Below are 14,095 nucleotides of genomic sequence, written 5' to 3'. Positions count from 1 at the left end.
GAGCCTTTCGGACTCTCAGCCGGTCTCCCGGAGGTCCACCACCCGCCGCAGCTTCCCCGAGGACCGCTCCAGCGTCCTCGGATCCACCACCTCCACCTCCACCGAGACTCCGACGCCCTCCTTCACCGCCGCCGCGAGCCGCCGCGCGGCCTCCGCCCGCCGCCCCGCCGTCGCGTCCGGCCGCGCCTCCGCCCGTACGGTCAGCACGTCCAGCCGGTCCGGGCGGGTCAGCCGCAGTTCGAAGTGCGGGGAGACATCCGGCGTCCGGAGCACGATCTCCTCGATCTGGGTCGGGAAGAGATTGACGCCCCGCAGAATGATCATGTCGTCGGTGCGCCCGGTCACCCGCTCCATCCGGCGGAAGACCCGGGCCGTGCCCGGCAGCAGCCGGGAGAGGTCGCGGGTCCGGTAGCGGATCACGGGCATGGCCTCCTTGGTCAGCGAGGTGAACACCAGCTCGCCCCGCTCCCCGTCGGGCAGCACCTCGCCGGTGAGCGGATCGATCACTTCCGGAAAGAAGTGGTCCTCCCACACATGGAGCCCGTCCTTGGTCTCCAGACACTCCTGCGCCACCCCCGGGCCGATCACCTCCGAGAGCCCGTATATGTCGACGGCGTCCAGCGCGAACCGCTCCTCGATCTCCGCGCGCATCGCCGGCGACCAGGGCTCGGCCCCGAAGATGCCGATCGACGGCGAGGCGGTCCGGGGGTCGATGCCCTGGCGCTCGAACTCGTCCAGCAGGGTGAGCATGTACGAGGGCGTCACCATGATGACGTCGGGACGGAAGTCCTGGATCAGCCGCACCTGGCGCTCGGTCATGCCGCCGGAGGCGGGCACCACCGCGCAGCCGAGCCGCTCGGCCCCGTAGTGGGCCCCGAGACCGCCGGTGAACAGCCCGTACCCATAGCCGACGTGGACCATCTGGCCGGGGCGTCCGCCCGCCGCGCGGATCGAGCGGGCCATCACATCGGCCCACATGTCCAGATCGCGCGCGGTGTAGCCGACGACGGTGGGACGGCCGGTGGTGCCGCTGGAGGCATGGACCCGCCGCACCTCGGACCGGTCCACGGCGAGCATGCCGAACGGGTACTGGTCGCGCAGATCGGCCTTGGCCGTGAACGGGAACCGGGCGAGATCCGCGAGCGTACGGCAGTCCTCGGGCCGCACCCCCGCCCGGTCGAAGGACTCGCGGTAGAAGCCGACCTTCTCGTACGCGTGACGCAGCGTCGCCCGCAGCCGCCCGAGCTGGAGCGCGGCCAGCTCGGGCCGGCTCAGCCGCTCCCCGGCGTCCAGCAGTTCCGTCATCCGCCGCTCCCTCCACCCGTCACCCGACCGGTCGTTCGGTCGTGCTCCTCGGGGATCAGTAAGGCAGCTCGCCCGCGCCTCTGGCAAGAGGACGGCCCGCCCTGGGCGGGGCCCATTGCACCGAGGGCCCCGGGCGGGCAACGATCGGCACATGCCGAAGTTCACCGCGTATGACGGGACGGAACTCGCCTACCACCTGAAGGGAGCGGGCGAACCGCTGATCTGCCTGCCGGGCGGCCCCACGCGCGCCGCCGCCTACTACGGAACGCTCGGCGGCCTGGACGCCCACCACCGGCTGGTGCTGCTGGATCTGCGCGGCACCGGCGGTTCCGCGGAACCCGCCGATCCGGCCACCTGCCGCTGGGATCTGCAGACCGACGACATCGAGGCGCTCCGCGAGCATCTGAACCTGGAGAGCGTGCATCTGCTGGCCCATTCGGCCTCCGGGAATCTCGCCACCCTGTACGCCGCCCGGCACCCGCTGCGGGTGCGCTCCCTGACGCTCATCGCCCCCGGCACCCGCGTCGGCGGCAACAGCGACAGCAACAGCAACAGCAACGGCAATGGCGACGGCTCGGAGCCGGAGGCCGGCGGGGTCTTCGACCCGGCCGCCACCCGCGCCGCGCTCGCCCTGCTCGACGCGCCGGTGCTGCTGCTCTCCGCGCCCCGCGAGAACGGCCCCCGGCCGGCCCGCGCCGCCGAGCTGGCGGCGCTGTTCCCGTACGAGAGCAAGGCGGCGGCCCACCACCCCTGGCTCGACGACCCGGGCGCGTTCGTCCGTACCGTCCGCGCCTTCCTCGCCCCCGACATCCGGGCCCTGGACGCCGACGGCGTCCGGCTCGCCTACCGCACCTGGGGCGAGGAGTCCGCCCCGCCGGTGGTGCTCGCCCATGCCCTGGGCGGCAGCGGGGCCGACTGGACCGTGATCGCCGAGCGGCTCGCCGCCACCCGGCGGGTGTACGCGCCCGACTTCGGCGGGCACGGGCTGAGCGACTGGCACGGGGAGTACGGCTTCGCCCGGCTCCGCGACGAGCTGAGCGCGTTCATCCGGGGGCTCGGCCTGGACAGCGTCGACATCGTCGGCCACTCCATGGGCGGGATGGCCGCCTTCCTGCTCGCGGCCGAGGAACCCGAGCTGGTGGACCGGCTCGTCGTCGAGGACCCGCCACCGCCGTTCCCGCTCGATCCGCCGAGGCCGTCCGCCCGGCGGGAGCCGGGGGAGCAGGCCTTCGACTGGCCGTTGGTGCTGAGCATCGACGCCGAGCTGAACGCGCCGGACCCGTCCTGGAGCGAGCGCCTGGCCGCCGTCGAGGCCCCGACCCTGGTCATCGGCGGCGGACCGGACAGCCATGTTCCGCAGGACCGGCTGGCCCTGCTGGCCGAGCGGATCCCCGGCGCGCGGATGGTCACCATCGAGGCCGGACATCTGATCCACGAGACCCGGCCGGAGGAGTTCCTCGCCGCCCTGCGGGAATTCGGCATCTGAGCCGCCCGCCCCCCCGGGGCCCCGACCCGGGCCGACCCGGACCCGGGCCCGGCAGGGTCAGGCGTGCCCGGACGCCGCCGCCCGGGCCCAGCGGTAGTCCGCCTTCCCGCTCGGCGAGCGCCGGATCTCCGGTACGACCACCAGCCCGCGCGGGATCTTGTACCCGGCGAGCCGGGCCCGGCAGTGGGTCTGGATCTCCGCCAGACTCGGTTCCCGCGCGCCCGCGCGCAACTGCACCACGGCCGCCACCCGATGCCCCCACCGGGCGTCCGGCACCCCCGCCACCAGCGCGTCGTACACATCCGGATGGGAGGTGAGCGCCTGCTCGACCTCCTCCGGATACACCTTCTCGCCGCCGGTGTTGATGCACTGCGAGCCCCGCCCCAGGACGGTGACGACGCCCTCCGCGTCCACCGTCGCCATGTCGCCGAGCAGCACCCAGCGGTCCGCGCCGCGCCGGAAGAACGTCTCCGCGGTCTTGACCGGGTCGTTGTAGTAGCCGAGCGGCACCCGGCCGCGCTGGGCGATACGCCCCACCTCGCCGGCCGCGACCGGCTCCCGGGTCACCGGGTCGACCACCGCCGTACGGTCGTTGACCCGCAGCCGTAACCCCTTCTCCTGGCCCGAGTCCTCGGTCGCCGTGCCGTTGAAGCCGGACTCCGAGGACCCGAAGTTGTTGAGCAGCGCCACCTTCGGGGCCAGCGCGGCGAACCGCGCCCGTACCGTCTCCGAGAGCAGCGCGCCGGAGGACGAGACGCTGAACAGGGCGGAGAGGTCGACGTTCCGCAGCGGCCCCTCCAGCGCGTCGACCAGCGGGCGCAGCATCGCGTCCCCGACCAGGGAGACGCTGGTGACCGCCTCCCGCTCGATGGTCCGCAGCACCTGCTCCGGTGCGAAGCCCCGGTGCAGCACCACCCGCTGGCCGAAGTGGAAGGCGATGAACGCGGTCAGCGTCGAGGTGCCGTGCATCAGCGGGGGAGTGGGGAAGAAGGTGATCCCGTCGCCGCCGGCGGCGACCCGCCGGGCCAGCTCCCCGGGCGAGGCGACCGGCTCGCCGGTCGGCGCGCCGCCGCCGAGGCCGGAGAAGAACAGATCCTCCTGCCGCCACATGACGCCCTTGGGCATTCCCGTGGTGCCGCCGGTGTAGATGATGAACAGATCGTCGCCCGACCGGGGGCCGAACCCCCGCCCGGCCGAGGCCGAGGCCGTGGCATCGGCGAAGGGGACGACGGCGAAGGGAGCGGCCGAGGGCGCGTCCCCCACCCGCAGCAGATGCCGCAGCCGCTCCGCCCTCGGCACGGCGGCGGCGACCGGCCCGGCGAACTCGGCGTCGAAGACCAGGGCCGCGAGGTCGGCGTCCCGGTAGAGATGGGTCAGTTCGTCGGCCACATAGCGGTAGTTGACATTGACCGGCACGATCCGCGCCTTGAGGCAGCCGAGCAGGGTCTGGAGGTACTCCACCCCGTTGCGGAGCTGGATCCCGAGGTGCTCGCCGGGCCTGATGCCGGCGTCCCGCAGATGGTGGGCGACCCGATTGGCCGCCGCGTCCAGCTCCGCGTAGGTCAGCCGGCGCTCCGCGCCCGTCCCGGGCAGATCGGCGCAGACCAGGGCCTCGCGATCGGGAACCACCTCCACGACCGACTCGAAAAGGTCGGCAAGGTTGTACTCCACCGCTCCTCCTGACCTGGTTCCGGCTGACCCGATCCCGTCCGGCCGGGTTCGTCCGCGTCCCGCCGCGTCCGTCCGCGTCCCGGCCCGGCGGTCATTAGAGCGTTCGGGGCGGCAACTGTGAAGGGGCGGCGGCCAAGAAATCTGACTGACTGTCAGAAAACTATTGAACTGGGACCGCCCCTGCTGCAACCTGTTCCAGGTCTGGGACGGGAGGCCCGCGCATGGCAGAACGGCCGATCGACACGGAATCCTTCGCCACCGAGCACCTCACCGCGCACCGCCGGGACGCCACCCTGGTGCTCACCCTCAACCGGCCCGCCGCGAGGAACGCCTTCTCGCCGTCGATGCTGGTCGGTCTGCACGACGGCTGGACGGTGGCCGACCGCGACGACACGATCCGCTCCGTCGTCCTCACCGGCGCGGGCGGCGTCTTCTGCGCCGGCATGGACCTCAAGGCCCTCGGCGGCGCGGACCCGGAAGGAGAGAACCACCGGGAACGGCTGAAAGCCGACCCCGATCTTCACTGGAAGGCCATGCTCCGCCACCACCGCCCCCGTAAACCGGTGATCGCCGCCGTCGAGGGCCCCTGTGTCGCGGGCGGCACCGAGATGCTCCAGGGCACCGACATCCGCGTCGCGGGCGAGAGCGCCGTCTTCGGCCTCTTCGAGGTCGCCCGGGGACTCTTCCCCCTCGGCGGATCCACCGTGCGGCTCCCCCGCCAGATCCCGCGCACCCACGCCCTGGAGATGCTCCTCACCGGCCGCCCCTACAGCGCCGAGGAAGCCCTGCGGATCGGCCTCGTCGGCCATGTCGTCCCCGACGGCACGGCGCTGGAACGGGCGCTCGCCATCGCCGCGCGCGTCAACGCCTGCGGCCCGCTCGCCGTCGAGGCCGTCAAGGCCTCGGTGTACGAGAGCGCCGAACTCACCGAGACCGAGGGGCTCGCCGCCGAACTCGACAGGGGATGGCCGATCCTCGCCACCGAGGACGCCCGCGAAGGCCTCCGCGCCTTCGCCGAGAAACGCGAACCCCGCTACCGGCGCGCCTGACCGAGGACCGAGGAGAGAGCGAATGCCCGAACCGCCGCGCGCCCCGCTGAGGGTGGAGTTCCCCTTCACCCGCTCCCTCGGCCCCGTACAGCGCGCCTTCCTCACCGGCCTGCGCGAACGCACCGTCCTCGGCGTCCGCGCCACCGACGGCCGGGTGCTGGTGCCGCCCGTCGAGTACGACCCCGTCACCGCCGACGAGATCCGCGAACTGGCCGAGGTCGGCCCCACCGGCACCGTCACCACCTGGGCCTGGAACCCGGCCCCCCGCCGGGGCCAGCCGCTGACCACCCCCTTCGCCTGGGTGCTCGTACGCCTGGACGGGGCCGACACCGCGCTCCTGCACGCGCTCGACGCCCCCGGTCCCGAAGCGGTGCGCACCGGACTGCGCGTCCGGATCCGCTGGGCCCGCGACCGCACCGGAGCCATCACCGACATCGCCTGCTTCGAGCCCTTCGACAGCGCCCCGGGCCGGCCCGCCACCGCCCACGACGGAGTCTTCGCCGACCCCGTCACCGAGATCACCGCCCCCGCCCGGCTCGACTACGTCCACACCGCCGGCCGCGCCCAGCACGCCCACCTCACCGCGCTCGCCGACCACAGGATCACCGGCGAGCGCTGCCCGCGCTGCCGCAAGGTGTACGTACCGCCCCGGGGTGTCTGCCCCGTCTGCGGCGTCGCCACCGCCGAACAGGTCGAGGTCGGCCCGCGCGGCACGGTCACCACGTACTGCGTCGTCAACATCAAGGCCGCGAACCTCGACGTCGAGGTGCCGTACGTCTACGCCCACATCGCCCTCGACGGCGCCGACCTCGCCCTCCACGGCCGGATCGACGGCATCCCGTACGACAGGGTCCGCATGGGACTGCGAGTCGAACCGGTGTGGCTCCCCGGCGGCGCCCACCCCGACCACTACCGGCCCGCCGGCGAACCCGACGCCGCCTACGACAGCTACCGGGAACTGCTGTGACGCGCCGGCGGCGGCACGCCGGGGAGGTGGCGATCGTCGCCTTCGCGCGGAGCGACCACCAGCCGCACGACGACGGACTCACCGAGGCGGAGATGGTGATGCCGCTCCTGCGCGAGGTCCGGGAGCGGACCGGGCTGAGCGCCGCCGACACCGACTTCACCTGCTCGGGCTCCTCCGACTATCTCGCCGGGCGCGCCTTCTCCTTCACCATGGCCCTGGACGGTGTGGGGGCCTGGCCGCCGATCTCCGAGTCCCATGTCGAGACCGACGGCGCGTGGGCGCTGTACGAGGCCTGGGTGAAGATCCTCACCGGCGAGGCGGACACCGCGCTCGTGTACGCGTACGGGAAGCCGTCCGCCGGCGAGGTCCGCGACATCCTCAGCCGGCAGCTCGACCCGTACTGCACCGCACCCCTCTGGCCCGACCGGGTGGCGCTCGCCGCCCTCCAGGCGCGGGCCCTGATCGACGCCGGACACACCGACGAGGACGGACTCGCCGCGATCGCCGCGCGAGGCCCGGCCCGGCGGGCGGACACCGCAGGACCGCCGGAGCCCGGGCGCGGGCCTTCGCCGCGCGGCGAGTACGTCGTACGCCCGCTGCGCACCGGCGACTGCCCGGCGGTCCGCGACGGCGCCGCCGCCGTGCTCCTCGCCGCCCGCCACCGGGCCCCGGACCTGTGCGAGCGCCCGGCCTGGATCCGGGGCATGGACCACCGGATCGAGGCCCACGGCCTCGGCGTCCGCGATCTGACCGACTCCCCGTCCACCCGGCTCGCCGCCCGCCGCGCCGGAGCCTTCGAACGGCCCGTCGACACCGCCGAACTCCACGCCCCCTTCACCTCCCAGGAAGTCGTGCTCCGCCGGGCCCTCGGCCTCGGCCCCGAGGTACGGATCAACCCGTCCGGCGGCGCGCTCGCCGCCGACCCGGTGATGGCCACCGGGCTCGTCCGCATCGGCGAGGCCGCCGACCGCATCCACCGGGGAGAGTCCCGCCGGGCCCTCGCCCACGCCACCTCCGGGCCCTGCCTCCAGCAGAACCTGGTCGCCGTCCTGGAACAGGAAGCCGTCCCGGAGCAGGAGGAGGAGAGCGATGCCCCATGAGCCCGTGGCCGTCGTCGGCGTCGGCCAGACCCGGCACGCCGCCGCCCGGCGCGACGTCTCCATCGCCGGACTCGTCCGCGAAGCCGCCCTGCGGGCCCTGGCCGACGCCGGGCTGGGCTGGGCGGAGATCGACGCGGTCGTCATCGGCAAGGCCCCCGACTTCTTCGAGGGCGTGATGATGCCGGAGCTGTATCTCGCCGACGCCCTCGGCGCGGTCGGCAAGCCGATGCTGCGCGTGCACACCGCCGGCTCGGTCGGCGGCTCCACCGCGCTGGTCGCCGCCCAGCTCGTGAAGGCGAGGGTCCACACCACGGTGCTCGCCCTCGCCTTCGAGAAACAGTCCGAATCGAACGCCATGTGGGGCCTGTCCCTGCCCGTCCCCTTCCAGCAGCCCCTGCTCGCGGGCGCGGGCGGCTTCTTCGCCCCCCACATACGCGCCTACATGCGGCGCTCCGGCGCTCCCGAGACGATCGGCTCCCTCGTCGCCCACAAGGACCGGCGGAACGCCCTCCGGAATCCGTACGCCCATCTCCATGAACACGGCGTCACCCTGGAGAAGGTCCAGGCCTCCCCGATGCTCTGGGACCCCGTCCGCTACTCGGAGACCTGCCCGTCCTCGGACGGCGCGTGCGCGATGGTCCTCACCGGCCGGGCGGGGGCGGCCCGCTCGCCCGCCCCGCCCGCCTGGGTGCACGGCGGGGCGATGCGCAGCGAACCCACGCTCTTCCCGGGCAAGGACTTCGTCTCGCCGAGGGCCGGGAAGGAGTGCGCCGCCGATGTCTACCGGCAGGCCGGGATCACCGATCCGCGCCGGGAGATCGACGTGGCGGAGCTGTATGTGCCGTTCTCCTGGTACGAGCCGATGTGGCTGGAGAATCTGGGCTTCGCCGCCGAGGGCCAGGGGTGGCGGCTCACCGAGGCCGGGGTCACCGGGATGGACGGCGATCTGCCCGTGAACCCCTCGGGCGGGGTGCTCTCCACCAACCCCATCGGGGCCTCCGGCATGATCCGCTTCGCGGAGGCCGCCCTCCAGGTGCGCGGGCGGGCGGGCGAGCACCAGATCGACGGCGCGCGCAGGGCGCTGGGCCACGCCTACGGCGGCGGCTCGCAGTTCTTCGCCATGTGGCTGGTCGGAACGGATCCGCCGGCCGGCTGAGCCCCCGAGCCTGCTCTGAGCCATCGCTTGAACCAGAACCAGAACCGGAACCAGAACCAGAACCGGAACCCGAACCGGAATGAGGGTCCGGACGGAATCGAGGGCCGACCCGGCCGGTCGGCGGCCTGTGCCGGACGGGGGCCGATCGCTAGGCTGTGGCCCGAGCCGACGCGGGAGGAGCACGGACGTGGCCGAGAGCACCACCACCACCACGCAGTTGTTTTCGGGCTGGGAGAAGCCCGAACTCGACCTCAGCAACGCAGACTGGCAGTCGGGCAGCCAGGGGGCGGGAGACGTCCAGATCGCCTTTGTGGAGGGCTTCATCGCCATGCGCAACGGAGGCCGGCCGGAGAGCCCCTCGCTGATCTTCTCCCCGGCCGAGTGGCGCGCCTTCGTGCTGAACGCCCGCGGCGGAGAGTTCGACCTCACCTGAGGGCCGCCCCGCCCGACGGCCGCCCGGCGGCGACCTGCCCCGAGCGGCCCCGGGCCCCGGTCGGCCGGGTGTCCCCGGACACGTACCATGGCGGTATGTCCTTCCTCCGCCGCCGCAGCGCCGCCACACCCGCGGGCCCGGACTTCGACGTCCTGGCCATGGACCCGGGGGACTGGCCCGGAAATCTCGGCGCGGGACTCCTGCCCGCGCCCGACGGCACCTGTCAGGGCGTCTTCCTGCGGTACGACCTCTTCGGCGGTCGCGGCCCCGCGATGATCATCGGAAACCTCCCCGAGGGCTCCCCCGCCCGCGAGCTGGACGAGGGAGAGATCCCCTTCGAGGCGGCCCAACTGCTGCTCGCCCTGGAGAACGACGAGCACGTCGAGGTCGTCAGCACCGAGGACGTCCCGGTCATGCAGGGCGACAATCTGCTCATCGTGCGCCGGCTGAAGCTCTCCGAGAGCCGGATCTCCTGCGTCCAGTTCGACCGCAGCGACAATGTGCTGGTCACCATCGCCAGCTGGGACCGTCCCATCACCGACGATCTCTACGCGCTGCTCAAGCCCCTGCCCGCGGAACTCTTCCAGCAGGGCTGAGCACCACCCACGTACCACCCGGCCCGGAACGGCGTCCCCGTCCGGGCCGAGGGCCTCTCGTGAAACGGGAGGCCCTGGAGATCCCTCTCAGCGAGCGAGCATCGTCGCCACCCGCACCGCCGCCGTGCCCAGCCCGCTCGGCTGCCCCAGCCGGGCCGTGCCCGCGCCCCCGCGCACATCCTCCGGACGGTAACGCCGCACTGTGCGGTGCCAGTTCAGGATCCCCGCGAGCCAGTCCTCGATCTCCCGGACATAGCCGTCGAGCGCGGCCCGCCGGTCCTCGTCGAGAGCGAAGTCCTCGTACAGCAGCGGCAGTTGATTCTCCTTGACATGGAGGAACTGCTTCAGCCGCCCCCGCATCAGATCGTCCACGATCCTGACACCGGCGGGATAGTCGCAGCCGAAGAACGTCTGCACCACCAGCACCGCGTTGTGCACCTCGCCCTCGACCTCGATCTCCTTCTGGTACGAGAAGAGGTCATTGAGGAGAACGGCGTAGTCCTGGGCCGCCAGCTCCAGACCGCGCACCGTGCCGTGCAGCAGCAGCTCCCGCGGGATCCGCCCCGCGTGGCGCAGTTTGGAGAGCAGCATCGTCAGCTCCGAACCGAAGGTGGTCCGCCGCATCTCGAGATAGTCCACCGGGTCGGGAACCCGGTGCTGGGCCTGATTGTGCAGCTCCCACAGCCAGCTCTCGATCATCACCCCGATCGCGGAGCGCAGCTCCCGGCGGGCGTCCAGCCCCATCGGCCCGGTGGTGCGCGCCCACAGATCGGCGAGCGCGCGCTCGATCGGGCTCACCGCCGCCGCGGCGCCCAGGGCCGGTTCCCCGACCGGCATGCACTCCATGAGCCGGTCGTTGCAGAGCTTGGCCCCCAGCAGATTGCGGGGCCGGCCGAACACCAAGGGGTAGTAGTCGTCGGCGTAGGTGCCCCAGGTCAGCCACTCCGCGCTGAGCTCCAGCTCCTCCGGCGTGGCGTCCGGGTCCAGGCCGGCCGAGCAGAGCGCGAGGTCGAAGCCGCGCAGCATCGGCCCGTCCCAGATGTCGCCCAGCAGCCCCATGCGGTCCGCCCAGGCGACGGACTTCTCCCGGGCGTCCCGGTGGTGCGGGCTGAGCGTCAGCGGGAACGGCAGGTCGAACTCCGGCAGCAGCGAGGGGCCGACCCGGTGATGCGGCACATGGGTCAGGGTGCGCAGCCGGGTGTTCGCCGACCGGCCGAAGAGCGTCCTGATGTCGAGCGCGGAGGTGCCGAGGATCCCCCTGGGCGGGGCTTCCCGGACCGCCAGGCCCTCGTTCATGTAGCGGCTGGAGCGCAGGTGCCACTCGTGGCCGCCCGACTGCCAGTCCTGGAGCCCCTTCACATAGAGCGCGATGGCGGCGCACTCGTCCGGGGTCAGCCCCTTCTCCAGGCAGAGCCCCGGCACCTCGGTGAGCGCGGTGTTCTCGAACTGGTGCAACCGTGAGGTCAGCAGGTCGTTGACGGACTCGGCGGCCTCCTGGGTGCTACAGCCGAGGAAATGCTCCAGGACCAGGACGCCATTGCTGAGTTCGCCCTCGTCCTCGACCTCCCGCTGGTACGAGAAGAGGTCGTTGCGCAGATGCACGGCGTCGGCGAAGGCGTCCGTGAGCACCCGCAGCGGGCGGGAGGCGGCCACCGAATCGGGGATCTCGGCCCCCGCCGCGTACTCCACCAGCCCCGCCGACCAGGGCGCGCCGCCCACCTTGCGGCGCATCTCGATGTACTCGACGGGGTTGGAGATCCGGCCCTCGTTGATGTTGGACAGTTCCCACAGGGACTCGTTGAGGAGATTGCGGGTCGACTCCGAGAAGCGGGCCCGCCAGGCCGGTGACATGGACGGCACGGTCCGCCTCCACAGATCGGCGAGCCCCGCCTCCACCGGGTTGCCCGGCTCGGGCACGGGGCTCTCCGGGTCCAGCGGCATGAAGGCGGGCAGCCGGTCCAGATAGGCCTTTCCGCCCTTCCGGTCCAGGGTGCGCTTGAAGATCTCCAGGAAGTGGTCGTCGAAGAAGAAGACCCACACATACCAGTCGGTCACCAGCGACAGCGCGTCGGCGTCGCAGTCCGGGTGGGTGTATCCGCACAGCAGCGCGTAATCATGGGCCTCCAGGTCGCTCTCCTCCCAGACGCCCGACCCCTCCAGCATGCCCATGCCGCGCGCCCACTCCCGGGTGTGCGTGCGTGCCGTGTCGACATGCGGGCTGAGGCGTGCCGGGTACGGCACATAGAAGTCGGGCAGGACGAAGGGCTGAGCCATTGCGTGAGGTGCCTTTCGAGTCAAGTCGGCTGCTGCGCAAAAAGCTTTACCCGTCCCCCGAACGGCGCACGCGCAACATCAATTAGTCATATGAGCTTGCTGGTTGGTCCGGGCTGGTCGCCCTCGACGGGCCTTCCCCGATGCCGGGCCCACTCCGGTGCGAGGATCGACATCACCACGGAGTCCACCCGCTCGCCCTCCCACAGCAGGGCGTCACGCAGCACTCCCTCGGCGGTGAAGCCCACCTTCTCGTAGACCCGGCGGGCACGCGGATTGAACGCGTACACCTCCAGCGAGATCCGGTGCAGCCCCAGCGTCTCGAAGCCGTGACCGACGAGCAGCCGCGTCGCCTCCGTGCCCAGACCGCGCCCGAGGACGCCGGACACACAGGAGATCCGGAAGTTGCAGCTCTCGTTCTCCTCGTCCCACTCGTTGAGCACGGCCTCCCCGACGACCCTCCCCGTGGCGCGCTCCACCACCGCGAGATCCACACGGCCGTCCCGGTCGCCCACACCGCCGTACCAGGCCCGTATCCGGTCCTCTTCCATCGCCGAGTCGCGGTGTCCGCCCGTCAGCCGCGCGGACTCCGGATCCCGGAACATCGGAATCAGCGCGGGCACATCGTCGGCCGTGATGGGTCTGAGCAGCACCAGATCCCCGCTCAGTTCGGGTTTGTCCAGAAAACCGGAGGCGGGCGAAGTGCGATCGTCATCAGTCATGTCCGTAGTGTGGACAGCCCGACACCCCGCTGTCCCGCGGATTTCCCGGACGGAGGGGGAGCGCCCGGCGGTGCCGCGTGCCGCGCGCCCGTGCGGTCGTCGGGCGCGCGGCACGCTTCCCCCCTTCGGGTGACGGTCAGCGCGTGCCGACGGCGGCACGCACCGCCCGCCGGGCGCGGGCGCAGTCGTCGTGGAGCCGGCGCAGCAGCAGCCGCTGCTCCTCGCCGGCCGAGAGTCCGGTGGGCGTCGCCGTGGCGGCCGGGCCCCCGGCCGGGGCGGCCTCCCGCATGGTCCGCTGCACGGCCGTCTCATAGGTACGGATCTCACGGGTCAGCACCAGCATCAGATTGACCAGGAAGGCGTCCCGGGCCTGGGATCCCGCCTGCTGTGCCGTCTGGCTGATGTGCCGGCGAGCGGCGGGCGAGTCCCCGAGGACGGCCCAGAGCGTCGCCAGGTCGTAGCCCGGCAGATACCAGCCCGCGTGCTCCCAGTCGACCAGGACCGGCCCGGTCGGCGACAGCAGCACATTGGAGAGCAGCGCGTCACCGTGGGAGAACTGGCTGAGCTCCTGTCTGCCGCCCGAGTGCGCCAGCCCGTGCAGCAGCTTCTGAAGGTCCCCCAGGTCCCGGTCGGTGAACAGCCCCAGCTCGTGATAGCGCGAGATCCGGGAGGCGTAGTCCAGCGGGCGGTCGAACAGCTCGGCCGGCGGACGCCAGGCGTTGAGCCGCCCGATCGCCCCGAGAACCGCCCGGACGTCGGCGCGCGGCGGCGCTTCGGCGGGGTGCCTGCTGAGGGCCGCGGGACGGCCCGCCATCCGCTCGATCACCAGCGTCCCGTTCTCCGGGTCCGCCGCGATCAGCCGGGGGGCCCGCACCGGCGGACGGTGCCTGACAAAGGCCCGGTAAGCGGCTATTTCGTGGCGGAACCGCTCGATCCAGACGCACGAGCGGTCCAGCAGGCACTTGGCCACCGCGGTCGCCCTCCCCGTCGTGCCGACGATCAGCACGGACCGTCCACTGCGGCGCAGCACCTGCACCGGAGCGAATTCCGGGCAGATCCGGTGCACCGCCGCCACCGCCATGCGCAGCTGCGCGCCCTGCGGGCCGGACAGATCGATCCTCCCGCTCAGCGGATGGCCGGCCGTCGGCCCGGGCCGCCGCGACCGGCCCGCGTGCACCGGGTCGAGATACGGTCCGGCGCCGGGCGGCGAGGTCGGTCGCCGCGGTCGATAGGGGGCGGACACGGAGGACGATGCTGTGTGCATGAGGGTGACAGATCCCTTCGCGCGCCGACAGATTGCGTGCGCCGCCCGCCCCGGCTCCGTCCGCACCCTGGGGAA

12 protein-coding genes are annotated in these 14,095 nt (G+C 72.5%); 7 read left to right on the top strand and 5 right to left on the bottom strand.

The annotated features are described in order from the left end of the window. Window positions 1-15: 15 nt before the first annotated feature. Window positions 16-1,305 (bottom strand): phenylacetate--CoA ligase PaaK, encoded by a 1,290-nt coding sequence (paaK, locus tag ABD371_RS22030; protein WP_344479432.1) that lies wholly within the window; start codon window positions 1,303-1,305, stop codon window positions 16-18. Between the two features lie 151 nt (window positions 1,306-1,456). Between paaK and ABD371_RS22025 the strand changes: the two genes are divergently transcribed. After that, window positions 1,457-2,791, top strand: a complete 1,335-nt coding sequence (locus tag ABD371_RS22025; RefSeq protein WP_344479430.1) for an alpha/beta fold hydrolase — start codon at window positions 1,457-1,459, stop codon at window positions 2,789-2,791. Window positions 2,792-2,848: 57 nt separating this feature from the next. On the opposite strand, the gene ABD371_RS22020 is transcribed toward ABD371_RS22025, so the two are convergent. Next, complete coding sequence (locus ABD371_RS22020; protein ID WP_344479429.1) at window positions 2,849-4,462, bottom strand: acyl-CoA synthetase; 1,614 nt, start codon at window positions 4,460-4,462, stop codon at window positions 2,849-2,851. Between the two features lie 221 nt (window positions 4,463-4,683). Between ABD371_RS22020 and ABD371_RS22015 the strand changes: the two genes are divergently transcribed. The 6 genes from ABD371_RS22015 to ABD371_RS21990 all read left to right on the top strand — a co-directional run bounded on the left by ABD371_RS22015 (window position 4,684) and on the right by ABD371_RS21990 (window position 9,763). Next, entirely contained in the window at window positions 4,684-5,511 is an 828-nt protein-coding gene (locus ABD371_RS22015; protein ID WP_344479427.1) for a crotonase/enoyl-CoA hydratase family protein, read from the top strand. Window positions 5,512-5,533: 22 nt separating this feature from the next. Continuing rightward, complete coding sequence (locus tag ABD371_RS22010) at window positions 5,534-6,478, top strand: Zn-ribbon domain-containing OB-fold protein (RefSeq protein ID WP_344479425.1); 945 nt, start codon at window positions 5,534-5,536, stop codon at window positions 6,476-6,478. Further along, window positions 6,475-7,578: a thiolase domain-containing protein gene (locus ABD371_RS22005; protein ID WP_344479424.1), complete on the top strand. Its 1,104-nt coding sequence runs from the start codon at window positions 6,475-6,477 to the stop codon at window positions 7,576-7,578. Before ABD371_RS22010 ends, ABD371_RS22005 begins: the two co-directional genes overlap by 4 nt. Continuing rightward, window positions 7,568-8,734, top strand: a complete 1,167-nt coding sequence (locus tag ABD371_RS22000) for a thiolase domain-containing protein (protein ID WP_344479422.1) — start codon at window positions 7,568-7,570, stop codon at window positions 8,732-8,734. Before ABD371_RS22005 ends, ABD371_RS22000 begins: the two co-directional genes overlap by 11 nt. Before the next feature lie 187 nt (window positions 8,735-8,921). Next, window positions 8,922-9,167: a DUF397 domain-containing protein gene (locus tag ABD371_RS21995; protein ID WP_344479421.1), complete on the top strand. Its 246-nt coding sequence runs from the start codon at window positions 8,922-8,924 to the stop codon at window positions 9,165-9,167. Between the two features lie 95 nt (window positions 9,168-9,262). Beyond that, window positions 9,263-9,763: a hypothetical protein gene (locus ABD371_RS21990; RefSeq protein WP_190122963.1), complete on the top strand. Its 501-nt coding sequence runs from the start codon at window positions 9,263-9,265 to the stop codon at window positions 9,761-9,763. A gap of 87 nt (window positions 9,764-9,850) precedes the next feature. Here ABD371_RS21990 and ABD371_RS21985 read toward each other — a convergent pair whose 3' ends face one another. The 3 genes from ABD371_RS21985 to ABD371_RS21975 all read right to left on the bottom strand — a co-directional run bounded on the left by ABD371_RS21985 (window position 9,851) and on the right by ABD371_RS21975 (window position 14,020). After that, the gene (locus tag ABD371_RS21985) at window positions 9,851-12,037 is read right to left on the bottom strand and encodes a terpene synthase family protein (RefSeq protein WP_344479419.1); all 2,187 of its coding nucleotides are present in this window, start codon (window positions 12,035-12,037) and stop codon (window positions 9,851-9,853) included. A gap of 86 nt (window positions 12,038-12,123) precedes the next feature. Next, window positions 12,124-12,756, bottom strand: coding sequence for a GNAT family N-acetyltransferase (locus ABD371_RS21980; protein WP_344479417.1), 633 nt, complete (start codon window positions 12,754-12,756; stop codon window positions 12,124-12,126). Window positions 12,757-12,892: 136 nt separating this feature from the next. Continuing rightward, complete coding sequence (locus tag ABD371_RS21975; RefSeq protein ID WP_344479415.1) at window positions 12,893-14,020, bottom strand: phosphotransferase; 1,128 nt, start codon at window positions 14,018-14,020, stop codon at window positions 12,893-12,895. Window positions 14,021-14,095: the final 75 nt, after the last annotated feature.

This window comes from Streptomyces amakusaensis, assembly GCF_039532665.1.
GTDB lineage: Bacteria > Actinomycetota > Actinomycetes > Streptomycetales > Streptomycetaceae > Streptomyces > Streptomyces amakusaensis.
Note: the sequence above shows the minus strand (reverse complement) of the source record. Positions and strands in the feature narration are given on the sequence as shown.

Coding starts and splice junctions, on each gene's coding strand:
- paaK (WP_344479432.1), bottom strand. CDS start 1,305: ATGACGGAACTGCTGGACGCCGGGGAGCGGCTGAGCCGGCCCGAGCTG.
- ABD371_RS22025 (WP_344479430.1), top strand. CDS start 1,457: ATGCCGAAGTTCACCGCGTATGACGGGACGGAACTCGCCTACCACCTG.
- ABD371_RS22015 (WP_344479427.1), top strand. CDS start 4,684: ATGGCAGAACGGCCGATCGACACGGAATCCTTCGCCACCGAGCACCTC.
- ABD371_RS22010 (WP_344479425.1), top strand. CDS start 5,534: ATGCCCGAACCGCCGCGCGCCCCGCTGAGGGTGGAGTTCCCCTTCACC.
- ABD371_RS22000 (WP_344479422.1), top strand. CDS start 7,568: ATGCCCCATGAGCCCGTGGCCGTCGTCGGCGTCGGCCAGACCCGGCAC.
- ABD371_RS21990 (WP_190122963.1), top strand. CDS start 9,263: ATGTCCTTCCTCCGCCGCCGCAGCGCCGCCACACCCGCGGGCCCGGAC.
- ABD371_RS21985 (WP_344479419.1), bottom strand. CDS start 12,037: ATGGCTCAGCCCTTCGTCCTGCCCGACTTCTATGTGCCGTACCCGGCA.
- ABD371_RS21980 (WP_344479417.1), bottom strand. CDS start 12,756: ATGACTGATGACGATCGCACTTCGCCCGCCTCCGGTTTTCTGGACAAA.
- ABD371_RS21975 (WP_344479415.1), bottom strand. CDS start 14,020: ATGCACACAGCATCGTCCTCCGTGTCCGCCCCCTATCGACCGCGGCGA.